The 24,885-nt window shown below is 40.3% G+C and carries 34 protein-coding genes; 8 read left to right on the top strand and 26 right to left on the bottom strand.

The features are described 5' to 3' along the window. Positions 1-157: 157 nt before the first annotated feature. From MHZ92_RS19695 to MHZ92_RS19685, 3 genes are all read left to right on the top strand, one after another. Positions 158-577 (top strand): GNAT family N-acetyltransferase, encoded by a 420-nt coding sequence (locus MHZ92_RS19695; protein ID WP_239433421.1) that lies wholly within the window; start codon positions 158-160, stop codon positions 575-577. 161 nt (positions 578-738) lie between these two features. After that, positions 739-1,263, top strand: coding sequence for an RNA polymerase sigma factor (locus MHZ92_RS19690; protein WP_239433420.1), 525 nt, complete (start codon positions 739-741; stop codon positions 1,261-1,263). After that, entirely contained in the window at positions 1,253-1,993 is a 741-nt protein-coding gene (locus tag MHZ92_RS19685) for a hypothetical protein (RefSeq protein WP_239433419.1), read from the top strand. The genes MHZ92_RS19690 and MHZ92_RS19685 overlap by 11 nt, the downstream gene beginning before the upstream one ends. Before the next feature lie 144 nt (positions 1,994-2,137). Here MHZ92_RS19685 and MHZ92_RS19680 read toward each other — a convergent pair whose 3' ends face one another. Then, complete coding sequence (locus MHZ92_RS19680) at positions 2,138-3,496, bottom strand: IS1182 family transposase (RefSeq protein ID WP_239433418.1); 1,359 nt, start codon at positions 3,494-3,496, stop codon at positions 2,138-2,140. Positions 3,497-3,534: 38 nt separating this feature from the next. Between MHZ92_RS19680 and MHZ92_RS19675 the strand changes: the two genes are divergently transcribed. Further along, positions 3,535-3,681 (top strand): hypothetical protein, encoded by a 147-nt coding sequence (locus MHZ92_RS19675; protein WP_239433417.1) that lies wholly within the window; start codon positions 3,535-3,537, stop codon positions 3,679-3,681. Between the two features lie 105 nt (positions 3,682-3,786). Here the strand turns inward: MHZ92_RS19675 and MHZ92_RS19670 are convergent, their stop codons facing one another. From MHZ92_RS19670 to MHZ92_RS19655, 4 genes are all read right to left on the bottom strand, one after another. Next, entirely contained in the window at positions 3,787-4,686 is a 900-nt protein-coding gene (locus MHZ92_RS19670) for an AraC family transcriptional regulator (protein ID WP_239433416.1), read from the bottom strand. Positions 4,687-4,730: 44 nt separating this feature from the next. Beyond that, positions 4,731-5,363, bottom strand: coding sequence for a hypothetical protein (locus MHZ92_RS19665; RefSeq protein ID WP_239433415.1), 633 nt, complete (start codon positions 5,361-5,363; stop codon positions 4,731-4,733). 164 nt (positions 5,364-5,527) lie between these two features. Further along, entirely contained in the window at positions 5,528-6,118 is a 591-nt protein-coding gene (locus MHZ92_RS19660) for an ankyrin repeat domain-containing protein (RefSeq protein WP_239433436.1), read from the bottom strand. 388 nt (positions 6,119-6,506) lie between these two features. After that, positions 6,507-7,955, bottom strand: a complete 1,449-nt coding sequence (locus MHZ92_RS19655) for a GMC oxidoreductase (RefSeq protein ID WP_239433414.1) — start codon at positions 7,953-7,955, stop codon at positions 6,507-6,509. A gap of 129 nt (positions 7,956-8,084) precedes the next feature. On the opposite strand from MHZ92_RS19655, the gene MHZ92_RS19650 reads away from it, so the two are divergent. Together MHZ92_RS19650 and MHZ92_RS19645 are read left to right on the top strand one after the other, a co-directional pair. Next, positions 8,085-8,423, top strand: coding sequence for a 2Fe-2S iron-sulfur cluster-binding protein (locus MHZ92_RS19650; protein ID WP_239433413.1), 339 nt, complete (start codon positions 8,085-8,087; stop codon positions 8,421-8,423). Positions 8,424-8,625: 202 nt separating this feature from the next. Beyond that, on the top strand, positions 8,626-9,681 hold the full coding sequence (locus MHZ92_RS19645; RefSeq protein WP_239433412.1) for an LLM class flavin-dependent oxidoreductase: 1,056 nt from the start codon (positions 8,626-8,628) through the stop codon (positions 9,679-9,681). 53 nt (positions 9,682-9,734) lie between these two features. Here MHZ92_RS19645 and MHZ92_RS19640 read toward each other — a convergent pair whose 3' ends face one another. The 3 genes from MHZ92_RS19640 to MHZ92_RS19630 all read right to left on the bottom strand — a co-directional run bounded on the left by MHZ92_RS19640 (position 9,735) and on the right by MHZ92_RS19630 (position 11,278). After that, positions 9,735-10,502: a DUF817 domain-containing protein gene (locus MHZ92_RS19640; RefSeq protein WP_239433411.1), complete on the bottom strand. Its 768-nt coding sequence runs from the start codon at positions 10,500-10,502 to the stop codon at positions 9,735-9,737. Positions 10,503-10,570: 68 nt separating this feature from the next. Then, positions 10,571-10,792, bottom strand: coding sequence for a helix-turn-helix domain-containing protein (locus MHZ92_RS19635; RefSeq protein ID WP_239433410.1), 222 nt, complete (start codon positions 10,790-10,792; stop codon positions 10,571-10,573). A 9-nt stretch (positions 10,793-10,801) separates the two neighbouring features. After that, positions 10,802-11,278, bottom strand: coding sequence for a DUF2975 domain-containing protein (locus MHZ92_RS19630; protein WP_239433409.1), 477 nt, complete (start codon positions 11,276-11,278; stop codon positions 10,802-10,804). A 341-nt stretch (positions 11,279-11,619) separates the two neighbouring features. Between MHZ92_RS19630 and MHZ92_RS19625 the strand changes: the two genes are divergently transcribed. Next, positions 11,620-11,943: a hypothetical protein gene (locus MHZ92_RS19625; RefSeq protein WP_239433408.1), complete on the top strand. Its 324-nt coding sequence runs from the start codon at positions 11,620-11,622 to the stop codon at positions 11,941-11,943. Positions 11,944-12,018: 75 nt separating this feature from the next. On the opposite strand, the gene MHZ92_RS19620 is transcribed toward MHZ92_RS19625, so the two are convergent. The 12 genes from MHZ92_RS19620 to MHZ92_RS19565 form a co-directional block, all read right to left on the bottom strand. After that, complete coding sequence (locus MHZ92_RS19620) at positions 12,019-12,555, bottom strand: GNAT family N-acetyltransferase (RefSeq protein ID WP_239433407.1); 537 nt, start codon at positions 12,553-12,555, stop codon at positions 12,019-12,021. A 29-nt stretch (positions 12,556-12,584) separates the two neighbouring features. Beyond that, positions 12,585-12,794: a hypothetical protein gene (locus MHZ92_RS19615; protein WP_239433406.1), complete on the bottom strand. Its 210-nt coding sequence runs from the start codon at positions 12,792-12,794 to the stop codon at positions 12,585-12,587. Between the two features lie 148 nt (positions 12,795-12,942). Next, positions 12,943-13,092, bottom strand: coding sequence for a hypothetical protein (locus MHZ92_RS19610; protein ID WP_239433405.1), 150 nt, complete (start codon positions 13,090-13,092; stop codon positions 12,943-12,945). A 110-nt stretch (positions 13,093-13,202) separates the two neighbouring features. Further along, on the bottom strand, positions 13,203-13,607 hold the full coding sequence (locus tag MHZ92_RS19605) for a hypothetical protein (RefSeq protein ID WP_239433404.1): 405 nt from the start codon (positions 13,605-13,607) through the stop codon (positions 13,203-13,205). An 88-nt stretch (positions 13,608-13,695) separates the two neighbouring features. Then, positions 13,696-14,100, bottom strand: a complete 405-nt coding sequence (locus MHZ92_RS19600; RefSeq protein WP_239433403.1) for a GNAT family N-acetyltransferase — start codon at positions 14,098-14,100, stop codon at positions 13,696-13,698. A 47-nt stretch (positions 14,101-14,147) separates the two neighbouring features. Next, a complete protein-coding gene (locus tag MHZ92_RS19595) occupies positions 14,148-14,840 on the bottom strand; it encodes a hypothetical protein (RefSeq protein WP_239433402.1) in 693 nt (230 codons plus the stop codon). Positions 14,841-15,014: 174 nt separating this feature from the next. Further along, a complete protein-coding gene (locus MHZ92_RS19590) occupies positions 15,015-15,290 on the bottom strand; it encodes a hypothetical protein (RefSeq protein WP_239433401.1) in 276 nt (91 codons plus the stop codon). Positions 15,291-15,400: 110 nt separating this feature from the next. Further along, positions 15,401-15,730 carry a hypothetical protein gene (locus MHZ92_RS19585; protein WP_239433400.1) on the bottom strand — a complete coding sequence of 110 codons (330 nt, stop codon included), beginning with the start codon at positions 15,728-15,730 and terminating at the stop codon, positions 15,401-15,403. 102 nt (positions 15,731-15,832) lie between these two features. Next, positions 15,833-16,768: an ATP-grasp domain-containing protein gene (locus MHZ92_RS19580; protein ID WP_239433399.1), complete on the bottom strand. Its 936-nt coding sequence runs from the start codon at positions 16,766-16,768 to the stop codon at positions 15,833-15,835. Positions 16,769-16,904: 136 nt separating this feature from the next. Beyond that, positions 16,905-17,390, bottom strand: a complete 486-nt coding sequence (locus MHZ92_RS19575; protein ID WP_239433435.1) for a DUF3995 domain-containing protein — start codon at positions 17,388-17,390, stop codon at positions 16,905-16,907. A 97-nt stretch (positions 17,391-17,487) separates the two neighbouring features. Next, positions 17,488-18,015: a hypothetical protein gene (locus MHZ92_RS19570; protein WP_239433398.1), complete on the bottom strand. Its 528-nt coding sequence runs from the start codon at positions 18,013-18,015 to the stop codon at positions 17,488-17,490. A gap of 341 nt (positions 18,016-18,356) precedes the next feature. After that, positions 18,357-18,737 carry a VOC family protein gene (locus tag MHZ92_RS19565; protein WP_255723664.1) on the bottom strand — a complete coding sequence of 127 codons (381 nt, stop codon included), beginning with the start codon at positions 18,735-18,737 and terminating at the stop codon, positions 18,357-18,359. 387 nt (positions 18,738-19,124) lie between these two features. On the opposite strand from MHZ92_RS19565, the gene MHZ92_RS19560 reads away from it, so the two are divergent. Further along, complete coding sequence (locus MHZ92_RS19560) at positions 19,125-20,042, top strand: class I SAM-dependent methyltransferase (protein ID WP_239433396.1); 918 nt, start codon at positions 19,125-19,127, stop codon at positions 20,040-20,042. 177 nt (positions 20,043-20,219) lie between these two features. Here MHZ92_RS19560 and MHZ92_RS19555 read toward each other — a convergent pair whose 3' ends face one another. The 6 genes from MHZ92_RS19555 to MHZ92_RS19530 all read right to left on the bottom strand — a co-directional run bounded on the left by MHZ92_RS19555 (position 20,220) and on the right by MHZ92_RS19530 (position 24,775). Next, positions 20,220-21,116 (bottom strand): DUF2268 domain-containing protein, encoded by an 897-nt coding sequence (locus MHZ92_RS19555; protein ID WP_239433395.1) that lies wholly within the window; start codon positions 21,114-21,116, stop codon positions 20,220-20,222. Positions 21,117-21,204: 88 nt separating this feature from the next. Beyond that, complete coding sequence (locus MHZ92_RS19550; RefSeq protein WP_239433394.1) at positions 21,205-21,999, bottom strand: phosphotransferase; 795 nt, start codon at positions 21,997-21,999, stop codon at positions 21,205-21,207. Between the two features lie 145 nt (positions 22,000-22,144). Continuing rightward, positions 22,145-22,582 carry a general stress protein gene (locus MHZ92_RS19545; RefSeq protein ID WP_239433393.1) on the bottom strand — a complete coding sequence of 146 codons (438 nt, stop codon included), beginning with the start codon at positions 22,580-22,582 and terminating at the stop codon, positions 22,145-22,147. A gap of 170 nt (positions 22,583-22,752) precedes the next feature. Further along, on the bottom strand, positions 22,753-22,968 hold the full coding sequence (locus tag MHZ92_RS19540) for a hypothetical protein (RefSeq protein WP_239433392.1): 216 nt from the start codon (positions 22,966-22,968) through the stop codon (positions 22,753-22,755). A gap of 152 nt (positions 22,969-23,120) precedes the next feature. Further along, complete coding sequence (locus MHZ92_RS19535; RefSeq protein ID WP_239433391.1) at positions 23,121-23,759, bottom strand: FusB/FusC family EF-G-binding protein; 639 nt, start codon at positions 23,757-23,759, stop codon at positions 23,121-23,123. A 290-nt stretch (positions 23,760-24,049) separates the two neighbouring features. After that, on the bottom strand, positions 24,050-24,775 hold the full coding sequence (locus tag MHZ92_RS19530) for a peptidase E (protein WP_239433390.1): 726 nt from the start codon (positions 24,773-24,775) through the stop codon (positions 24,050-24,052). Between the last annotated feature and the right edge of the window lie 110 nt (positions 24,776-24,885).

The following is a 24,885-nucleotide window of genomic DNA, read 5'->3' as shown; positions in this document are numbered from 1 at the left end:
AGTTAGGTTGGTAGTTATAGAACTAATTTTGAAAGAATTCGGACTGCAAGGTACAATAAATTTAAAGATTGTGAAGGTTGCCACTTAAACTAACAGGCAGTTTAGTCGAACCAGGAAATGTTTTAACAAATAAAAATTCAATAAGGAGAACTTTATTATGGGATCTTTGGTTAAATCTCAATTAAACGATTTAGATGAAATAGTGAATATTGATAGAGAAGTAATAGGCAGTGATAGCAGACGAAAATACATAAAAAAAGCTATTGAGGAAGAAAGATGTATAGCCATTAGAAACGAGTTCTCATTGGTAGGATTTTTAATTTTTGATCTTCATTTTTTTGATTGTAGCTTTATATCCCTGATAATAGTTAAACCGACTGAAAGACGAAAAGGATATGCAACATCCCTTCTGGAGTATTTTATAAGCATATCGCCTACTAAGAAAATATTCTCTTCAACCAATCAATCAAATAAAAGAATGCAGGAAGTATTTAATAAAAATGGATTTATACAAAGTGGATTTGTTGAAAACTTAGACGAAGGAGATCCAGAGATCATTTACTTTAAATCAACATAAGTATTTTTGAGTTCCTCAACTAACGAGCGATTTTGTTGAATAGTTGAATACCGAAACAGTAAAAAGTGCTTAGTTTTTTGATGAACTAAGCGCTTTTACATATCAAAATTATTATATCAATTGATGTGCTAACAAAAAGTCACCAAATGGCACCATCATGTGTGTTAGAAGTGAAAGGGGTTGATGGGGTGCAACAATCGGTTTGGTCGACTGATCTAGATATAGAACGAATTGTTGATACATATGGCAATATGCTATTTCGAATCTGTCTTGTCATTCTATGCAATGAAAAAGATGCAGAGGATGTCGTTCAAGACACTTTTATTACGTATCTCACTAAAGCGCCAATTTTCAACGATGCAGAACACGAAAAAGCATGGTTGATTACAGTTGCCACCAATCGCAGCAAGAATAAGAGAAGATACAATATCATTCGAAAACATATGGATATCAGTGATTTGCAACTATATTCTATCAATGATGAAAACTATGGTTTGCTGGACCATCTTATGAGATTACCAACTAAACATAAGATTGTCTTGTTACTTTACTATGTAGAGGGCTATAAAGTAGATGAAATTGCAAAAATCCTTACCATTACTACATCAGCAGTAAAAAAGCGATTACAACGGGGAAGAGAGATTCTTCGCGAAAAATATCGAAGGGAGAATGAATATGGATTTTGAGAAGATCAAAGATGCTGTTACTTCTATTGAGATGTCAAAAGCTATGGAAGAGCGTGTGAAAGAGAATATTGGAAAGAGAAAATCAGTTCACGTGAATTTTAAAAGGTGGATTCCGGTAGTAAGTGCATTTGCAATCCTATTGGCGATTATGATGGGCATTCCGTATTTTAATAAGAATGGAGAGCTCCAAGTTGCCAATTTTGCAATTACCGCTTATGCATTGAGTGAAGATGGGAAAGAGCTGAATACAGCCATTACATCAGAACAAGCTGCTATTGAATTAGCAACTAAAGATAGAATGGGTATTATGGGTGTGGGCGGTGATGGAGGTGGATACATCTTCACAGATGTTATGCTCAAAATAACTGGAGAACAGATCGAGTCAATTACGTATACAATGAGCCACGGCAAGTTCGTAGAAGATGTTACATTTACATCGAAAAAGCATCCAAGTACTGAATGGTTACGATCGGAAAAGATCAGTTTCATTCTGAGTGAGCCGGGTTCAGATGTATATGAGGGGATGAGAAATATCGGGAGAACGTACACAGTTGCCTATCATGAGCAGGATAAATATAAATATACCCTTGCCATTCCTCACGATGGTAATAATGTAATCGACGACGATGTGAACATCAAAGTAACTGTAACATATGCAGATGGAAGCTCTGAAGAGCAAGATATTTTAGTAACGCAAGAAGCGAATTCTATTTCATTAATGCTTAAATAAAATGTAACACGAAAAAACGCTCATTATGAGCGTTTCAGAGTGTAGACAAAAGGGTTGGAAATCGAATTGATTTCCAACCCTTTTGTCAATTATCGAAGTTATTTTAACGGAAATAGGCCATCCTCACTCATATAATAGCTACTATCATGCCGTAGCTGGCCACTTCCACGGCCAAGTGGCAAGTTTCTTGAGATTCAAGGCAGCAAAAGTTAGCATCGCCTGCATGGACAATTTTTTAAGACCCTTTAGGGTTGTCCATCGCATACCATGCTTTTCTTTGGCATCGGCAAAGACACGCTCAATCGTCTCTTTCCGCTTCCCATATACTTCTTTAATTTCATAGTTATGGCGCAAGTCTTCAGCTACATCCAAGTAGTCTTGCCAGATATGACGTTGAATCATCTTTTGTTGATTCTTACTCTGCGTGCATTGGTCAATCACTGGACAAGTTGCACAAATCGAAGGAGTCGAGGCATACTGGCGATAACCTTCTTTTGTGGTTGTTCGGTATGTAAGAACCTGTCCTTCAGGACAGAGATAGCAGTCATAATGCTCATCATAGACATACTCATGTTTTTTAAAGAAGCCTTCTTTTGTCATTGGTCGTTTGTACGGAAGTGCAGGAAGAACATGATTCTCTAAAAGGAAATTCGCAATAGCTGGTGTCTTGTAGGCTGCATCAGCGGCAACGACGACTGGGCGTCCCACCTGATCAATCACCTTCCGGACTAGTGGTTCAAGCATATGGTTGTCGTGAACATTTCCTGGAGTGACAATGTTTGCAAGTACAAAACCCTTCTCGTCCGTAGCTGCGTGAAAAGAATAGGCAAACTGCTTTGTCCGTTCATCTTTTACGTAGTAACCACTCTCAGGGTCTGTTGTCGATTCTTTAATTTCCTTGTACTCTTCCTTCTCAAACTTTTCGGGTGGAAATGGTTTCTTCCCATGCTTTTCCCGGTCGAGGTTGAGCTCCTCCTGGAGCCTCTTTTCATAAGCCCGCGTCTCTTTACGAACAACCTTCTTCTCAAACTTTCTTTTATTCGCACTCGCTTTCACATGGGTCGAATCAATAAAGACATGATCGGGGCTTAGGAGCCCGCGATCTGCGACCTCCTTCAACACTCTGTAGAAGATCTGCTCGAACAGGTCTGTGTCTGCAAAACGACGGACATAGTTTTTCCCGAAAGTTGAGAAATGGGGAACCTCGGTGTGGAAACCAAATCCGAGAAACCAGCGGTATGCCATGTTCGTTTCAATCTCTTTGATGGTTTGGCGCATGGATCGTATGCCGAAGGTATATTGGATAAAAGTCATCTTGATAAGTACCACTGGGTCGATACTAGGTCTCCCTATTGTCGAATAAAGGTTTTCAATCAAAGGATAGATAAAGGAAAAATCAATTGCCGCATCTAACTTACGAACAAGATGGTCTTGTGGAACTAACTGTTCAATAGTTAGTATTTCCAACTGTTCGCGTTCATTGATTTGATTCTTCGTCATCATATCCATCACCTCATTAATTTTAAAAGAGACACCGTTGATTGAAGCGGAGGTCGGCGACTCCTGCGGGAACAGCACGAGCTGAAGACCCTGGACTGAGCGCAGCGAGGGAAGCGGCTGAAGCCGTGCCCGCGGAAAGCGTCCGACCGCAGCGGAAATCAACTTTTCTAGTGTTACTTCTATTTTAAAAGAAAAAAGACTGTAGGCAAACACCAAAAATTCCTGGTGTTTGTCTACAGTCTGAAACGCTCATTATGAGCGTTTTTTAGTTGCCGCCTCTATTGTTGTTTGGCCTATGATCTATTTCCAACCTTCTCTTTGATCGGCACGTAAATTTCCATCGTGATTTTCTCGTACAGCCAGTGATGGCAAAGTTCATCGTAATACTCGAAATCATACCCTTGCTCATCGACTTCGTAGGAGGATTGAGGCAGCCAATCCTCTACTATGAATTTCCACGTTCCTTTAATCGCGGTAACAAACTGCTCCACATCGACTGGCGGAGTTTTGAATACCGCATACGTTGCCGGTTTCATATGCAGCTTCGTCAGCCCTTCTGGGAGTTGGGCATTTTCATGATCACAATCGACTGCAAATAAATATGTGAACGTATCATTCATTTCTCGATCATTCAGATTGACGCAATATTCTCCGTGTTTTTTCGGGGATAGTTGGGCATACAACATCGTTTCGATTGCCTCTTCCGGTGCAATACGCTGATCCCAGAAAGCTGGTGCATCCCTTGTGTAAAATACGTTGTCTACCTTGCTTTCATAGGTTTTTCCGGCAATCGTAAAGCCTTCTTTCCGAACAATTTTTGGTTGCATGACGATACCGCCAACTTCTTTTTCATGCAAGTTCAGTAAATCCAACTTTGGCGGTAATGACGTCGGACAATGCAGCCGATATAAGCTCGGTGGACTTCCGAACACTCGTTTAAACGCTTTCGTAAAGCCGGAATGGGTTTCAAATCCGTAGTCAAGTGCGATATCAATTACTTTTTTGCCATTCACCAGCTCGAATAACGCGTGTTGCAGTTTCCTTTTCACGACATAATCCATAACGGTATAGCCGATATGTTGATGAAAGATCCGATAAAAATGGAAAGGAGAGTACCCGGTCATTTTCGCCAAATTCTCAGGTTTGATTTCTTCCTTTATACGGTCTTCGATCGTATCGATGACCTTTTGCAATAAATGTAACTGTTGAATCGAAAACGCCTGCCTTTACCTCTTCATTAATACTCATCATCGTCCATGGGGTCAATGTCCGCATAAATTTGAAATCCTTCTCCCCAATGATGCTTCAGCCACTGGATTGCTTGTACCATCTCGTCGCCATGCGCAGCGGCTTTTTCTTCAAGATCTTGGGCCTCTTCCAGTTTGGATAAGCACCAAGCAGGGTCAGGGAAAGATTCGAACCATTCCTTATCATCCTCTTCAAGCGGGTCCGTATAGTTCATAGCGTCATCGACAGGCAACATTTTCGGCCAATCGAGCCCAAGTCCTACGTCTTCCATCAGTTGCCGGATTTCAAGGCCGAATGTGAAATGGAAGTTGTAGTATGCGATGTCCTCTTCCTCGTCTAGGATGTGGATCCTGTATTCCTTACTGTTTTCCTGCTTCATCAGCTTTTGAAAGAACGATGCTTTCCGCGTGACGTCTTTGATTGTCATATTTTTGATCGCCGTCAATCTGACGTTTTCAGCGTATTGCTGCTCCGTTTGATTCGGATAGTTTTCCGCATTCATTGCAAGCTTCTTATCCAGCTCCTGCTGTTCCGCGTATGTCAGTTTTGACGTCAATTCCTTTTTTCGCAGCTCCGGTATTCTTATTGCCAACCGACGCGTATCTTCTATATTCATACTCATTCTATTTCCTCCATTCATGTATTCTAGTTTCTGCTGTTGACCATAATGACATATTCGACAGAATGCAATAATGTCCTTTGTTATTTGGTAGATTCGGTTCCAATTTCACAGACGTCAAAAAGGGCATCACTGTGTGAGGATGCCCTTTAGCCTTACTAAGACAATTAAGCACCCGCTTCTTTCAAAATACGTTCAATTTCTGTAAACCCACGCCTTTCAGCATGTTCCAAAGGGGTAACCCCATCTCTATCACTGATCTTGACATCGGCACCATGATCTACTAATAGTTGTACGATTTTTTGATAATTTTCGCCGCCATCTCCTAAAATGACCGCTTCCAATAGTGCAGTCCAATGTAAATTATTTAGGTGATTCACGTCCGTGTCAGAAGTAGTTAATAACTCTTCCACAATGTCCACATGTCCTCGATCCGCGGCAGGAATAAGAGCTGTTCCACCAAAACGATTTGTTACTGTTGTATCCGCTCCAGCTTCAACAGCAAGTTTCACAATTTCCAGCAATCCTTCTGCCCCAGCATATAAAAGTACATTATCCAGATTGTTATTCCGGATATTTATGTCCGCCCCTTGTTCGATAAGTAACTTAACCGTTTCATTCTGGTTATTTTGTGTTGCAGCCATAACTGCTGTATTTCCCTCACTATCTATCGCATCGATCTCTGCTCCATCTTCTAGTAATGCTAAAATCGTTTCTGTGTCCCCTTCTGCAGCTGCAGAAATTAACTGCTGTTCCAAATTAGTTTCCTCCTTTTCTTCTACTTGCACCGCTGGACTATCATCAGCTCCTGTATATGCACTGCATGCAGCAAGCATAGCTACAAGCAAACCTATAAAAATTCCTTTCAGCTCCATACTTGCCTGCACCTCCTTATGCTTACGCTTTTTTGTTAAAAAGCTCATGTTTTGCCTTATTATAAACGAAAGACAACTATTTATCTCACCAGAAATCAAAGGTGCCTGTGCAACACACATTTATGACAATTCAATAAAACTCATATAAATACACAAAGAAGCCAACCGAATGTTGATACGGTTGGCCATTCCATTTATTCCATGCAATTGTAGTGTATTAACTGAATAGTTTGTTGCACAGGCACCGAAGTTAGGTTGTGACAATGAACATTCATCTTGACTGCGTGGCAATATGATCTGCCAATCGAATGGCTAGTGCAACGTTGGAAAGAACAGGCCCAGCTGCGGTTAGAGTCGGAAGAACGCTATTATCCGCTACGAACAATCCTTGCACGCCATGTATTTGACCGTGACGATTTGTTGCTGATGTCGCAGGGTCATCCCCCATTCGGCATGTGCATGATTCATGCATATCTGCACCAGGCGGACGAAGGACTAATGTGGATTCATCGAGCGTCACACCCATCGCTGCAGCGGATTTCCTAATGCCTTGCTCAACTTTCTGAGCTGTTTCTCGGTCTTTATTGCTCAACGAATAATGGACTTGTTGTAAAGGTACACCGAATTCATCTTTTGCAGATGGTTCGATATATACCCGATTCTCCGCACGGGGCTCAACCCTGCCGAAGGAAGCATACACAACCATGAGCTGATCCGTCAGTTCCCGGTCCTCAAATTGCTGGTACGAGAAATATTGATCCGGCCCAAGAATTTGAATTTGGTAAGGAGATTCCTCTGTCTCAAATTTCAAGACAGCTAGATTCCCCAAGTTTTCCGCGAACTGACTTCGGCTAACTGTTCCAACTGCAATTATCGAAACATGACCTGTTAAATAACGACCAATCGCTGGTCCCTGTATTCCCGAGTTCAGCAAAATACGTGGAGTTTCTAACGTACTCGCAGAGATGACCACGTTTTTTGCCCGAATTCTGTGAGCCCGTTTATCTGCAGTAAAAACCTCGACGCCTGAAACTCTACCACCCTCTATCAAAACCCTGGAGACATACGCATTGACTGCGAGATCAAAAGGCCTGTCAAACCGAGCGGATGCGAGGGCATTGATTGAACTGAACCAAGGATTCGAATGGACTTCCCCTCGCCGTGAAGGTGTCATGTCAAATGCAAGCGGCATATCATCCGCTTCCACCACACCTCCTGCATGGAGTCTGTTCAACATCGTCTTTTGCATATCCGAACCTTTGGCATATTCTCTAGTGACATTCATCAACTTTTCCGCCATCCCATAATACACACTCAATTCCATTGGATGGATCGGCCAATTTTCGAGTTCCGATTGAATGGGTCTCGGCGTAGCAGCATTCCAGAACAAGGACCTTCCCCCAAGTGCATAAACCATTGTAGCCCCGGAAAATTGAGGTAGGCGTTTACCTAAGGGAGTCGAATTGTCTGGAAGCAGTTCGTCGCGCGCCGTATTTACATTTTGGGTAGGAATATTTAATGAGTGCGAATGAAAAAGCTTATCTCCTTTTTCCAGCATCCCAATCTTTTTAGCACCTTGGTATTTCCAAAGTTCGCAAAGCCTTTGCAGCGTCGCTCCCCCGCCAGGGCCAGATCCTACAATGAGTACGTCATATTCGGTCTGTGACATCTCTTCGACTGATTTTTCCGGGATCCAGTTGTTTTTGTATTTCACGACCATCGTAAACACTCCTTTCTAGATGAAGATATTCGGGAGTGTTTTGGTTTATTCTTTAATTGGGAGGGCTTCATGACTTAAACATACGGAATACGAGAATACTAAAACAATCATGTAATGAGGTGATGGAATATGCCTTACGTAACTGTAGTTGGCGGAGAGACATTTGAAGTGGAAATGGGGAAAAAACTAGTATTGGCACTCGAAGATAGCGGTGTAAATATTTTGCATCAATGTGGAGGAAATGCGAGATGCACGACTTGCAGAGTAGAGGTGATGGATGGAAATTATTTGGAGGTTACCCAAAAAGAGAAGACGGCTTTTGAGAATAAAGGAATTGACGAGCATTTATTATCGGATGATTGTTTGCGTTTATCTTGTCAAATTCTTGTTAACGGAGATATCACCGTGCGCCCAATCATGACTGTCGAAAATACTGGAAAGGCAGCTGGTCCGAGGCCTGCTGATTAAATTAATGGCGTCCCCCTCGACGGGAGGATGCCATTTTATATTCTGCATTCCTTTATTCCGAAACGCCTGATGGTGCATCCGTACTGCCTGATAACTCGTCCACTATCTCCAACCTTTGGCATATTCAATGAACACCCGTCATTTATGAACTATACTTACACTAGTATATACAATCATTTATCCATAGATAGGGTGAACTGTTATGAAAGAATATCGAATTGATCCTAGTCAAGGGCTTGAGTTCGGACTTTATACATTAGGTGACCATATCCCAGATCCTCACACGGGGGAGCGGATTTCTTCCCAACAACGACTTCGGGAAATTATTGAGCTAGCAAAAATCGCTGAGCAAGCTGGCATGGACTTTTTCAGTGTCGGGGAAAGCCATCAGGAATACTTTACGACGCAAGCACATACCGTCGTGTTGGCTGCCATTGCGCAAGCGACCGAGAGGATTAAACTTGGAAGCTCATCGACAATCATCAGTACATCTGATCCGGTTCGCGTATACGAGGACTTTGCGACGATTGACTTGCTCTCAGATGGACGTGCGGAAATCGTTGCTGGGCGGGCCTCCCGTATCGGGCTTTTTGAATTATTAGGGTATGATGTCCGTTATTACGAGGAATTGTTCGAAGAGAAATTTGATTTATTGCTACGGATTAATCGAGAAGAAGTGGTGAATTGGAATGGACAATTCCGTGCACCTTTACGGGATGCTACCGTATTGCCGCGGCCGAAAAACGGGTCGCTTCCTATTTGGCGTGCGGTTGGCGGAAGTCCTGGTAGCGCGATGAAAGCTGGTCACGCCGGCGTTCCAATGATGCTCGCGACACTCGGTGGTCCTGCAGATATTTTCAAACGATCGATTGATATATATCGAGAGCATGCCACAAACAACGGATTTGACCCAGCAACTTTACCTGTCGGAACTACTGGATTCTTCTATGCAGCGAAAACGACGCAAGAAGCAATTAACGAGATATATCCGTACATTAATGAAGGAATGAAACTGACGAACGGACGTGGGTTTCCGAAAGAAGCCTTTGCACATGCCGCAGATCCACAAAGTGTTATCAACGTAGGCAGCCCGCAGGAAATCATCGAAAAAATCCTGTACCAACACGAACTATTCGGCCACCAACGGTACATCGCCCAAATGGATTTCGGCGGCATGCCTTTCGATAAACTAGCGAAAAATATTGAGATCATCGGATCTGAGATTTTACCTGCCATTCGAAAGTATACGCGCGCTTAATCAAACACATAGAAGCCAACCATCGATTTGGTTGGCTTCTTCATTTATACAATTCAATGTGGATTGTACTTTTTCACTTGCTTTAACGTCGCGACGATAAGGAAGCTGACGATGACTAATAAAAGCCAGGAACTTATCTTTCCAAAATGAACGAGACTCCATGCAGCTTTTTGGTTTGGATATTGCCATGCGTCGAAGAACGTTGCAATGTTTTCCGCAATCCATATGAAAAACCCGATAAGTACAAATGAAAATACGAGTGGCATGCGGTAACGGGTTTCATTCACCGAATACGTGACCCATGAGCGCCAAAAGACGATGACAACAAGTATCGCTAACCACCACCGTACGTCGATCCAATAATGGTGGGTGAAGAAATTCAAATAGATGGCAGCTCCTAGAGGAACGACTGCCCAAAAAGGCGGCCACTGTACGAGGCCAACATTCAACCTCCTCCACGCCTGACAAAGGTAACTTGCAACACTAGCGTACATGAATCCGCTAAATAAAGGCACTCCAAAAACTTTGAAAACCCCTTCCTCCGGATACGCCCAAGAACCCATATGCACTTTGAAAATTTCAAGCGCAAGCCCAATGAGATGAAATACTGTGATTACCTTCAGTTCATCCCGCGTTTCAAGCCCCGAGTGCACCATCCACCATTGCATCAACAGGCAGATAATGAACAGCCAATCATACCTCGCTAGGAAAGGAAGAGGCACGAATTTTGTTATTGCCAGAGAGGCAAAAATGACGACGGGAAACAAACATGACAACGCCTGCTCCCAACCGAACCGAACAAGTTGAATTAGTGCCCTCATGGATTTGCTTTGTGTAGATATTTGATTCATTGAACTAGTTGGGAAGATCCCGCGGGATCTAGTGCTGTTCATCCTTGAGAGTCCTCTTCATTTCGATACTCTAAAATATCTCCGGGTTGGCATTCCAACGCCTTGCAGATCGCATCCAACGTTGTCAGCCGAATTGCCTTTGCCTTTCCATTTTTCAATATCGAAAGATTGGCCATCGTAATTCCAACCTTCTCCGAAAGCTCCGTTACGCTCATCTTCCTTTTCGCCAGCATCACGTCAATATTAATTATAATTGCCATTTTATCACCTCAGACCACTAAGTCGTTTTCCGATTTTATCTCGATCGCTTCTTGTAAAAGCCTTTGCAGCACAGCAGCGAATACCGCTATGACGAGCGATGTAAAGACAGGAACCATTCCAATAATAATTAGACCCGGGGCATCGTCTAGCTCTGCAACGATATAGACAAATGGCAAAATGAGCACATACAAACCGCTAATTGTCATGGCACAGAATTTGATCTTCTTAAGTGCCTGAACAGACAAATTAGAGAATGAATCGTTTTTATCTATTAAGCTAAGCAACCTAAAAGACTGGTACAATGCTACGAAAAACGGTATGGCGGCTAAAAACATCCCAATCACAATGGGATATAGGATATGAGCATAATCTGGATTTACCGGGTTTCTCACTAACCAATACAACCCAAATATGCACAACGCAAGAACGGGAAGCCCCATCAAAATAACCGCCATCTTCAAGAAGAGCGTTGACCCTCTTTTCATAAAAAGCACCTCACAAATTTATATTCATATCGAATGTAGCATATTATTTATCGACTTACAATAAATATATATTGAGTTGAGTAATTAAAGAAGTTATCGGTGCCTGTGCACCACACATTTATGACAATTCAATAAAACTTATATAAATACAAAAAGAAGCCAACCAAACATCGATACGGTGGGCTTCTAGAAATATTTCATACAATTGTAGTGTATAGTCTGAATTGTGTGCTGCACAGGCACCCAAACAATTCATCTCCAATAATTTACATTCGAATTAAACCATTGTCGAAACAGGATATAATAAGAGTACAATATTGTTAATGTAAGAGGTGAATCAAATGAGCAGGGACATTAATTACGATGTTATTTTACAGGCACTTGAGCAATTATCGTCGCTTGTCAAAGAGAACCAGAATGAACTGAAAGAGTTACGATTGGCTATCGAATCCAATACAAACGAGATGAAAGAATTACGTTTAAACGTCGAATCTAATACTAGCGAACTGAAAGATTCAAGCCACAAAGAATTAATGGAACGAATTGATTCGGTTGAAGAAAACCTCAGTGAAAAAATACGAAAAGTCGATGCCAAAGTAACCATTCTTTCGAATGAGTTGTTAGAGACAAAAGCCGATGTGCTTCGGTTGCAACAAGCAAGATAAAGATGCCTATGACCAAATCCACTTCCTCTGTTTGGTCATAGGCATCTTTTTTTATTTCAGTCACATCGCGACTTTTTACCGCTTGCTCAAATACTCCCTTTTTAGAATTCCCATGATGATGATGTCATGCCATTCGCCATTTCTATATAAACTCTCGCGCATGACTCCTTCTTTTACAAATCCAAGTTTTTGATAAATATGTATAGCTCTTTCGTTAAAAGAGAAGACCCTAAGTGAAACACGATGCAGATTTAATTCCAAAAAGGCATACTCAAGCAACATGTCTAGAGCTTCTGTTCCATACCCTTTACCCCAATAATCCTTCTCGCCGATATCGATAATACATTCAGCATTTCTATTTTTCGTATCGATATTGATTAATGAAGTAACGCCAATTGCAGTGTTTCCTTCCCTCTCCTCAATGATATAGCTCTTGGAAGATGTTGATTTGAGTATAATATTTTCTACAAAACTCCTTGTTTCCTCCAGAGAATATAAGTCTAATGATGGACTTGTTGTTTTCATTACATGTAAATCGTTTCTCCAAGAATGATACTGTTCAATATCATTTTCCACCATTTTTCGAAACTGAAGTCTTTTTGAACTTAACAATTAAGATCACCCCCTCAAATTACATTTGACTACCCCTTTAATTGGTCATTGATTGTTGTAGCTTCAATCGGCGGATGCAGTTTCCCATCGTCGAACCTATAATCTAAAACGTAAATCTTGAAGAGAAAATTACCTATCATGAAGATAGTGAGTAAGGCAATGGCAATAACACCCCAAAATACTCCTTTTATCGAAAATCTAAAGGCTTTAGATTCGACTAACCTATCTCCCCAGCTCATCATCAATGCCCCCTCATTCCTCGTTAATGTAAACAGCGTTCCTTATAAACCCATACTTATCTTGTTCATCTTTCCCTAACCTGCACCTTTAGTTGAACAAGAAAAAGGTGCAGTCTCAGTAGCTCAACGATCTTCAAATAAAGACCTGTTAGCTGAATAAATGATATAATTCAAAACCAATTTTATAACCGACTAAAAACAAAATTGCTACTGCTGATACATTCACACAGGCAAATATAAATGGTCTTTTCTTTCCGAGAACACGATAAAATGAAAGTATTTTCTTTACATCAATCAAGTTGTGGACCCCTTTCTTACGAAAACAATATATAAATAGTTTACCGTAAAATCCAAATAATTGTTAAACTATTCTACTTCGTTAGCAATAAGAAAAGTGTAACTTTCAGGTTACTTTTTTAAGCAATCAAATAAAACATAACCAAATACAATTCTAGCTATTGTTGTAAATGCAATCGGATTACCAAGCAGTAGAACTCTTCCGAATAACAGTTTCACCCCGAAAAGAGCTTGTAGCATTGGTAACATTGTTATATAGAGAGACGGGATTCCAATTGCAACAAACTTAATCCAATCAAACGACCATTGCTTTTTTTCTTTCATTTCTAAAACCAATTTGGGCGTTCGCAGCAACAATCCAAAACAAATCGGAAATACAGTTAAAGGTGTTATAAAAGCCAGATAATTAAAAGTCTCTGCCGCTTCTAGTCTTAATCGTTCTTGATAACCCACCGCTAGATACAAAATATAGCCAATAACTACTGTAGAAACGAAATAAAATGAAAATCTTTTCATTCAATCCCCCATTTTTCGTTTTTTCATTCTCCCGCCCATAGAACATCTTATGGCACTTCGCCATTTCCCTAAAAACACCTTCTTTAGTTTATCCTCGCTGTTTAGTCATTCCGATGGAAAATCTTTTGAAACCGAGTTCCTCATAATACCTTTCCAAGTCTTCTACACACATTAATTGTGGAATGACTTGATGTTCCTCGCAATGATTGATGATACATTTCATGAGTTCTTTACCAATTCCCCTCGACTGGTAGTTTGGCAAAACGCATAAACCACAAATGATTGCGGTAATGACTCCATCAGAAATCACGCGGCCCATCCCGACTAATCTATAGTCTTCATAAGCATACACCGCATACCAACTTTGCTTGCACATTTTCTCAAGATCAGTGACCGTCAACTGTAGTGAGTTCCATCCAAGTTCTTCATAGATTCTTACCAATTCATTGAAATCGTCTGGGTGCTCTGTCGTAAAGTGGATTTCATTCATCATATGTCATCCTCCATACCTTCTATATTTCTATTCCAAGGCAGGGAGCCTTATCGGGATTTAATCCACACCCGAAGAGCACCCATTGATGTCCACCCAGAAGAACGAGCAGCCGAAAGCAAGTCTCCATGTTCATACCCGACCATGTGGACTCCGGGATATTCTTTGGATACGACATGAGGAATGGTACGCCATAGGTTGATTTCATCCATCCCCCTTGAAAAGACATTGGATATTCCGACGACATCCGCCGCTTTATTCGCAATAAAACCTGCACATCCATTTGGACAGTTTAGAAAGTACATCCTCATTTCCGGTCCCCCCAGAAGGCTGGTTGGTATTGAGTTTTCCAATCCAGTCTCTTTCGTCCATCGTTCAAATTCCTCTTTTGTCCGAACGAGTTTCCACTCATATGGTCCGGTCTCTTTTTCACTTACTGAGGGAGAATAAATCCATTCCGCTTCAAACAACATTTGAAATCCAAAAGGCTCCAAATGGAGGGTGGCATAGCTATCTTTAATGCTACCAACATGATCTAGTTTCAGAAATTCTACAATATCTTCTTCTATGGTTACCCTACTTGAGGTAATCAGTTCAGGATAGTATGGAGGGGCTACCGCTCGAAGTCCCCAAACTTTATCTGTCGTGAATGACTCCTTACCATGTGCTGCACTGACCAATTGACACCAGGCAATATTATTGTCCACGGCTTTTTTTACGTTGCTCTCATACAATTCATTCACGACCTTCCTTCGTCTATTATATGTAGAATTCTATACTGGCAAGGGATGTCCTTCTTTATTACTGTGTACGTAAGACAACCAACATAAGTTCTATCAATGCACTAAAGCCAACCAAAATTTTATCTGGTTGGCTTTGAATTACTTTCTGTCTTACTTCTTTAATGAACAACCCGTTTATTGCAGAATCAAAGGCGGGAGTCCACCTTCTGTTGAGAAATAAGCAAAAAGTGTAAATGCCAAAATAAGAATCGCGATAGCTATAACAATCATTGATAAAACAGGTTTGAATTGTTGTTTTAACGATTTAATACCAATGAATAAACTTAATAAACTTATGATAAAACAAACAATCGCACCAAATATATTGTTCATTTTTGGCAAAATAGCTCCGAAGAATAAGATAAAGAATAATACTTGTAGACCAATTCCACCCAACAATGTATTTTGCATCTCACCTATCCCCTCTACACCTCTATTTAATTAATGCTTGTTTCATTAACCTGCCTCGTTAGTGAAAATACCTTATTGAGACTTGTATTTGTCCCTCATATTTGTGTTCGTCATTGGAACCATCCCGTAAACCAACCAAAACCAGACATTGCAATAAGAGCAGTAATTAAGAGAATCAAAAAGCCCCCGATTAAAATGATTATTGAGTATAAGCCATACTTAAGTGGCTTGGTTAATTTTCTTTCCAAAATACAGGCTAATAGAAATGAGCCTACTGCGATACCAAATCCGTCAAAAATACTAAGACCGTTGTCGGAAAGTAAATACAATCTTACACTGGAGAATTCAGATATTATTTGTATTACTAACAGGGTAACAAAAAGATAAAAAATCCCTAAAAACAATGAGACAGATGTTTTTTTTATCGCTGACATAGTCATTGCAATTCCCCTTTTTACTTAAACTAACCTACGCTTTAGTTCAACAAGAAAAACCGAAATCCCTTCATTAGTATGATAGGAAATTTCGGTTCATCTTTTACCTTATATACTCTCCAACGCGTCTCCAAGAAACTTTGCAAGCTCAAGCATTCCGTATTTTTCTGCTTTTGCTTCTGCGTCTGCATTGTAGTTTGTGTTTGTGTTGACGTCATACGTAAAAATCTCTCCCGCGGCATTTTTTATAAATTCAATGCCGGCAACGTCAATTTTCACTGCCTTCAGAAAAGCTTCAAAGCTTTCGATTAGATTACGATCGACATCTTCTATAATTTCAAATTTAGGTCTTGCTTCTTCTTCTCCTACCGGACAAAATAGGTCGTCAACTTGGCACGCATCCGCTGGGCATAGCTCAAATCCTTCTGACGTATCGACCCTTACCGAATAGACATATTTGCCACCCACAAACTCAGCTCTTGTAATAGAGGAATCGGGTGATTGGATATACTCCTGGATCAGCGTGATTCCATCTACAGGCTCTTCAAATGCAGAACTAAAGACGTATGAATTTAACGCTTCTACAGTTTGGAACAATTGGACGCCGAGTCCTTTACCCGCCCGATTATGCTTTGTAATAAATGGGGCTGTTCCTAGCTTTTCAGCAGCTTCTATTATTTGCTCGCGTCCCACTGCACCTATTGTTTTCGGGGTCCGGATTCCATTCGCTTCAAGCGCTGTATATTGTTTAATTTTACTAAGCTCAAGGCGCAATGCATTACTTCCATTAAAAACAGTTCGATTATGGAACTCAAGCCAATCCAGAACTCCACCCGTCAACTCCGGCGCAAAGCGGTGATCTCTCGTATGAGAGGACGCGCTCATCCGATTATAAAATACCCCTTCAGGTGGTGCCGAAGTTAAATCAACAATCCCTTTATCAAGATGCCATGCCTCATACGGCAGGTGTAATTCATCCAATCGTTTTGTTAAATGAGAGGTCCACTCATCATTTTCGTGGATGATGTATATTTTTTTAGACATCGTAAACGCCCCCTTCTCTCCTAAACTTTAACATAGAAATCTAGGGATTGTTCAACAATATGACGCTACATAAAATATGTTCACAAGAAAAGAGCTGTCTAAGCAGCTCCGCATCCTCAGTTACATTATTTATTGTTTACATATTATGTTGTCCCCTTGTTTCACGCTGATAGTGCAAACTAGCCAATCCAAATAAGATACCTGCAATTAAAAACCAAGGTTCGAAAAGTAACAGGTCAGTTAGGATCCATTTTTCAAAGTTTACAGTTGCCCATACAGAGAAATCAAAGAACTCTGAACGGATAATGCCAGCCAATAAAAGCCCCTTTGTAACATAGCCATATACAGCATGCAGGAACGGAACTATACAAGCAGTCCAGCCCATCACAAGCAATAACCCTCGTGGGATACTTTTCCCCCAAGGATGAACCAGTGAAAGCGCAAGTAATGCAGCTACTAACAACATTACAGAGGCTCCCCAGTTCACTGCTTCCCACATCGCCTCATCTTGCAATACCCCAGGCATCAATGCCATTCCTCCAAATGCCCAATAAATGTGAATTGGAATATACAAGAGCGACCAGATACACGCAGCATAACCAGCCCATTTCATTTGATTCATCTTCAATTCCTTTCACCCCAAGATCATTTAAAATTAAAATTTAAGCGAGCAATCGTGACAACTTATTCTCCAGCTTTTCCTATTAGCGAAAGTGACATCAGTATGCAGGCATGATTCCGAGATTCCACAGTAGCATCGGGACCGCTATTAGGATCAAACCAAGCACCACGGGAGCTCCCACCACGCCGAGGAAGGCATAGCCTCTTCGTGTGCCATGACGCCGCGAGTAAGAGACGGCTAGAAAGCCATAGCCAACTGCAGCCAACACGAACATCAATACGTAGCCGATGCCTTTCAGTGTAATTTGGTCGGGAGTGCCTGCAAACCCGGAGATCATTCCTAGCGCCTGCGTCACGCTGCCCAGAGCATATAATCCGAGCGTGGCGAAAGCTCCCCACAACAACACGGTCATGAGAGACGGGAGGTGAAATTTCGGGAGGTTTGCAACCGACAGCAATGCCACTGCCGCGCCTAATGCCTTAAAGCCAACGACAAGCCAGTTCATCACCGTGATGCCGGCCGCATACTCGGCAAGTGGCCCCTTGGAGAAATAGTCTGTGACCTCGAAGACGATATTGACTACCGCAAACGCTATGCACCACAGAGCCATTAGGATCGCGATCACAAAAACACCTGGCCTTGGGGATGTCCGTGGTACCAGACTCGTTATTAAACGGGTTTCCAAAGTATTCCACTCCTTTTGGTCATCTTAGTTTTGATGATATACGAGAAGTGTTTTTTAGTAGAGGTTCCAGAGTTTGATTTAAAACTACGTCTGTAGTCCGATTTATCGTTTCGGTTAATTTCCATAGCATCGATCAGACTCCTTCTTCACTAATCCCTTTTGTTGAACAAGAAAAAAGAGCCGCCTAAGCAGCTCCGATCTTCAAGTGAATATACATACATCTAGCGCGGCATCCGCCTCGCTCTTTTGGATGAAGAAATATTGGGATTCTAACCAACTCTTCATTTACGGGAAACGATAGCAACCCAATTACCATCAGGATCAGACACATACGAACGGCGAATTCCGGCATTATGGACTTTCGGCTCGATGAGTACTGGCACTTCGGCCTCACGCAGTCGGTTAATGGCATGCTCCGCATCCTCAGCCCAAATAGTTAATTCAAAAGGGTGACCTGTGGTAGGCGCAGACACGCTTCCTTCCTTCGCTGCTGCATAGGTTGTCAAGGCGATCAGAGAATTTCCGAGGCGAAGTTCAACATGTTCGGGCTCTCCTGTATCTGGAAAGCGAAAGGTCTCTTCAAATTCAAGAAGATCCCGATAGAAGGTCAAAGAGCTGTTAATGTCTGACGTATAAAGACTTGGGAAAGCGGATAAAAACAAATAAAATCTCCTCCTTTTTTAGTTCAGGTTAGTATGGAGGGGCTACAGTTTGAAGTCCCTATACTTTAACTATCGTGAATGACTGCTTGTCATATGCTGATCCATTGACAAAGCGATATTATCGTCCTCCTCATTCCATGATATGTATATTCCATACTGACAAGAATTATCCTTCTTCACGTGTGATGTTTGGCTTTTTCATTTTAAATTAATTTCCGATTGGCTTCTTCAACTAACGGACCAGTTGAATTACAGAGAACATAACTTTTAAGCTATAATATTTGACAAAAAAATTTATTTATGCTATTATTTACAATAATCAAAATATAGTGTAATATAGGATTTCCCTGGCCAGGGGAATCCTATTTTTGTTTGGAGGTTATCAATGTGAAGCAAAATGAAGCGAGCATAACTGCCTTAGTTTCAGCTTTTTCTCGTGCTTATCACAGTCAACATGACCAACCAATAATCTTTAATGACTATATTGCTAAAGATCTTCTTACGGAAAAAGAGTTTTCAATGATTAGCGAGAATATGATTAATGGAATTCAATTCTTCAACAAAGGTATTGCTGAAAGGTTTAAAGACCAACCGGAAGAAATTTTAAGATGGATTACACAAGTTCAACTTTCTCCAACACCGCTTGCACGTGCAGCCTTTTGTGAAAAAGTTTTGCTCAATGAAGTGAATTTAGGATTGGAACAATACGTGATTCTCGGAGCCGGTTTCGATACTTTTTGCTTTCGCTACCCGGAATTAGAGAATCGAGTTGAAGTATTTGAAGTTGACCATCCCTCTTCACAGGAAGTCAAAATCAAAAAAATATCTTATGCCGGCTTGAAAAAACCGGATAATCTTTACTTTGTCCCTATGGATTTCACAAAGAAGTTCTCCTATCAAAACCTAATGGAAAATGGATTTGATAAGAACAAAAAAGCTTTCTTTAGTCTTTTAGGTGTCTCGTATTATTTAACAAAAGAGGAAAATTCAAACCTGGTCAAACATTTATTTGCCAACCTCCCACCAGGAAGTTCTATAGTTTTTGACTATGCAGATGAAACACTTTTTAAAGCAAAGGGTATATCTAACAGAGTCGAAAATATGGTTAAAATGGCCGCAGCAGGTGGGGAACCGATGAAATCTAGCTTTACAAATCATGAAATACAAACCATGTTAGAAGAAGCAGGGTTACTTATTTATGAACATTTGGCACCTGATGCAATTCAGGGGCGTTTCTTTAAGGGGCGAACAGATTATTTCTCTGCTTTTGAGACAATCAATTTTGTCCATGCTGTAAAAAGATAATCTTTATTACCGCTCATTCATTGGATGATTGAGCGGTTTTTTGTTTGCCTTATTGAACTTACCTGCTGTGTTAGTTTAATAAGAACAAATACACTTTATGTTTGCGCGATAAGATTGGCAATTCAAGCCCTTTCGTCGAACAAAAAAGAGCCGTCTAAGCAGCTCGATGAGAAAAAGTTATTTAGAAAATAGTCCACAATTGCTTAGTATTTCATCTGTACCTAGTAAGGTAGCTTCTTCTATCCCCACATTATTGATTTCCATGAAAGATTGTACTGCTTGGTAGCCTACTGCATAACCTGCAAATGGTGATAAACCAACAGGTTGATAGCCTTGTTCCTTTGCAATGGTATCGCCAAACATATAACTACTGACCTCAGCAAATCCTTTAATATCCAAAGCTTCCTTTATAACTTCCTTTGAATATTCTATGTCCTCTTTATCAAAAGTAGTAACCCATGGTCCTAACAGATCTTCTCCATAAAGTTCTTTTGCAAATGATTCCGCTAAACCCTCTATAATTAAATAATCACCAACAGTTACGTTTCCATGATCCCAATCAAAATAAGAAAAACGGATATTATGATGGAACTCATGTGCAATTACAGCAGGAAGCCTCGGAATATTAAAGGAGTTTGGGTAAATAGATACTTGAATAAATCCCGGAATTCCCCCAAAACCGCAATAACCTTTTTGTAATTCGAGCTTCTTCGGATCAGCGATAAACATACCAAATCTCAATTCATTCGCATTAATAGTTAAATTATTTTTCTCAACAAAATCAAGACAATCATTCAACGTGCTATTTGCTTTTTGAAGAGCCTGTATTTCCTTTAAATTCTCCAAAGCTTGTCTTCCAGTTTGAGTATCGAATACATTAAGGTAACCAAGCATATTTGTAGCCATTATTACATCATACCCATTAGGTTGCTTAGCCTTTAATGGAACATTAATCATATTCCACATCTTTTCAAAGGGCTTCATCATTGAGTACCGATAATAATTTTCTTTATCTTCTTCCATTGAAAACAATTTTTCATATTGATCAATTGTATCCTCGATAATTATTTTCATTGCAGCCACCTCCCATTCTGTTGCTTCTTTTACCTTCCTATCCACCATAAAGTATTACGTTACGTTAGAGTCAATGGAAAGAAGAATCTTACATCCACTCTTCCCCATGTTCACGAATGAACCTAATATCGTTTTGGTAATGTTCATAGTGTCCTTCATCGATCATCTTCAGAAAAACCTTATCACCTTCATCAGCTTTTCTTTTCATGTATTTGCATAATCCTTCTAATCGCAACAGTACCATCTCGACAGATCCTTCTTTCATTCCCTCCATACCGTAGGATTCAAAGAACAATTCAACTCTCTGTTTTATTCGTTCAGCATCTTTTGTTGGATTATAATAAACTGTTTCGCCTTTTTCGGTATGATAATGTCTACTTAATGGAACGCATGTGTAAAGAGTATACGCGATGTCCCAAAGTCTTGGGCCTGGAGCAACAACGTCAAAATCAATGATACCTACTGGCTTTTCTTGATCAAAAATAATGTTATAGATAGCAAAGTCATTGTGACAGACAACCTCAATATTATTTGGAGTATGTTCCATCGGTTCCCACTCATGTAATAACGGAAAATCACTTACAGCGTCATGGTAGAGACGGAGCATTTTCGCTATTTCTTGTAACACTTCATTTGACCACATATATTTTTTCAAAGGATAAGTACCAGCTTCTCCTTCAATAAATGATAAGACCTCTCTATTTTTTTCATCAATGCCTATAAACTTCGGTGCATAATCAAAACCTTTTCTATCCAAATGTTGCAGTAATTTATGAGTTTTATGGTTATCAGGTTTTAATTCTCGTCGAACAGTATCTGCTAAACGATAGACGTTCGAGACATTTCCTCCTGTTAGCCTTTCTTCGTTTTCGTACTGTGTCATGTATATTCCCCCTTTACATCAAGAATACTATGATTTTGCGAATAGAGAATTATATACTCCTATTTAAACTAAGCTGCCCATTAGTTAACAATTAAAAAGAGCCGCCTAAGCAGCTCCGTTCTTCATGTACATTTCTTTATAGGTCTCACTCATTCGGATGAAGGAACACCAAAATATTACCGTCCTCAACGTCAGTAGAATAGCGTTCTGCTTCATCTTCTGGGACTCCAATTTCCATTAGGGCAGGCTTTAAACCGCCAGCACCAGAGCTGGCTCCGACAACTGCCCCTCCTATCGTAGTAAGAATAGGCCCCGCCGCCAACACAGCTCCAACTCCGGGAATCAATAGAGTGGACAACCCTGCCATTACTCCCGCTAGCCCAATGGCTCCTCCAGTTGCAGCTCCAGCAATCGCTCCATCCTTCGTGGAGGGTTTGACTTCCTGTATGATTTCAGATGGTTCTTTTGTATTTTTAGCAATCACTGAAATTTCCTCAGTTGTGTAGCCTTTCCCTTTCAACTCTTCAACAACTTCAGCCGCTTGTCGTTCGGTTTCGTATACGCCAATCACATGATTTTTCATTATTATTTACCTCCTCCCACTATCATTCTCTACCCGTTATTTAATTTTTATAGACATATTTCACGTAGAACATTTTACTATTTAACTAAATCTTTCGTCGTTAATTAATTGCACAAAAAACCAACCGAACATTGATCCGGTTGGCCAAAAAAACTACGATTGGTGTTTTTCTAATCTTTATTACTCTTCTCTAATTCATTACGGATCTTATCTAATTCATCACGAATACCCTTCATATACTCATCGTCTCTCTTTTTCATTGCCAATAACCTTAAAATATTCAGTACAATATAACTACCTAGGATGAGGATCCCTATTTTTATAAGGATATCAGTAATAATCAAAAGAGCTATTTGATCCATATAGTATTCATCTATTGTTTTCACAAGATACATACGGTGAATATGAGCAAGCTTTGCTTTTGGCTATCGTCATTTTCTTTATTCCATATTATGTACTTATTCCATACTGGTAGGTAATATCCTTCCTAATTACAAAAAACCAACCGAATATTAATCCGGTTGGCTTCTTCGTTTACTTATCTTACGTTATCGACAAACTCAAATAATTTATCCAACGACCATACATGATGGTTACAATCTTCGGCATCTTGGCAAATGTAATTCCCTTTTTTGGTGTAGGTGCCGGGAATATCGCCTTTCGTCTTGGTCATAAACATACAGACATTCGTCAGGCGGTTGCAGATTGCACAAAAGTGCTTAACGTTCGTTTCTTCATACGTACCCGAAAGTCCGATCATGCCCTTTTGAGAAGGTGTGATGATATACCTTCTTTTTGTTCCGATATCGTCGAAACTTAAATAGGTCATTCTCTTATAGTTCAAACCTTCCGTCGGCAACTTCAGTTTCTTCACTTTCGGGAATAGCTTTTTCAGCCTTTGTTCCGAAGGTTCACTGAACGGAATGATGTAAGATGCCAAGTTGAAGAGGAATATCTCCGCCTCTTCCTTATCTCCAATCTTGACAATGTGCTGGAGAACTTCTTTTTGCTCAGGTGTCAGATCCGAAAACAAATCCAACACTTTTTCAATGGAAAGTGATTCAAGTGCGCCAATGACATGTTGGTCATTTACCGATGCGTGGCCATTGACGAGTTGATGCACTTGTCTTTTTATGAAATTAAATTGATCGTTTCGTAAAAATGGTTCATTCGTCATTTCTGTAAGCTCCTTTGTTTTTCAGTACGTAACAAAGCGTATAGCCTTCATTCAGAAATGGAAACTTTCTGCTGGCGATTAAACGTTCATTCGCCCCATGCAAAGTATCGCCTTTTCATCATCAGGCTTTGCATGAGTGTTGTTAGAAGCTGGCAATGCCATTTGAGTTGCCATCTTCACATCACCTCCCTGATGTATAGCCCAACAGGCTATGTCAAATATCATACAGCTTTCTGTTTTTCGAGACAACAAAAAAACAACCGCATGTTGTTACGGTTGGCTTCTTTATTTTATGCATTTGTAGAAGTGATTCCTAATAATTCCCCTAAGTAAACTGTATTAATATCAATTTCAACTATTTCTCGATCTACACCTTCCACATAGTATGCCTTGGCCTTTGGTCTAGAACTTACAGAAGTAGATAGTGTTTCATTAATAAAGTGAAGAGCAGCACCGTCATCGATTGCATAACCTTCTTTTATTTTTCCTTCTAAGATCATTTGGTGATAGGACGGCTTCCTTTTATTCTCTCCATCATACTGAGGACAATTGCTGCCTTTCAAGAAGCCTAAGCATTCTAACTTATATAATGGTGCATTCAATGGGTCAGTTAATCCTTCTTCGAACCAACAAATTGAACCTGCACTTAGACCAGCAAGTATTATCCCTTTTTCATACGCTTTTTTCAATATGGTATCTAAACCCCATTCTTTCCACAAAACAAGCATATTTCTTGTGTTGCCACCGCCGACATAGATCACATCTTGCTCAAGCACATATCTTTCTAAGTCTGTGAATTCAGGCTCAAATAAGGATAAGTGTGAAGGTTGGCAAGGGAGAGTGTTAAACGCTTTATAAAATCTTTCAATATAATTTGTTTGGTCTCCACTTGCGGTTGGAACAAAACATACCTTTGGTAAATCTTTTTTGACTTGAGCTAAAATATAAGTATCAAGTAAATGGTTTGCTGGTTCCATAGAAAAACCTCCGCCACCCATTGCAATAATCTGTCTCATTTCATCATTCCTCCCAGCATTTTCCTTACATAAATTCTACAATGGATGGCTATTACCCTTCTTGCTTTGCCAACTCTTTTATGTAAATAAAGAAGCCAACCGAATGGACG

This window comes from Sporosarcina sp. ACRSL, assembly GCF_022346605.1.
In the GTDB taxonomy this organism is placed as follows: domain Bacteria; phylum Bacillota; class Bacilli; order Bacillales_A; family Planococcaceae; genus Sporosarcina.
The sequence above is the reverse complement of the archived record's forward strand: the minus strand, read 5'-3'. Positions and strand labels throughout refer to the sequence as shown.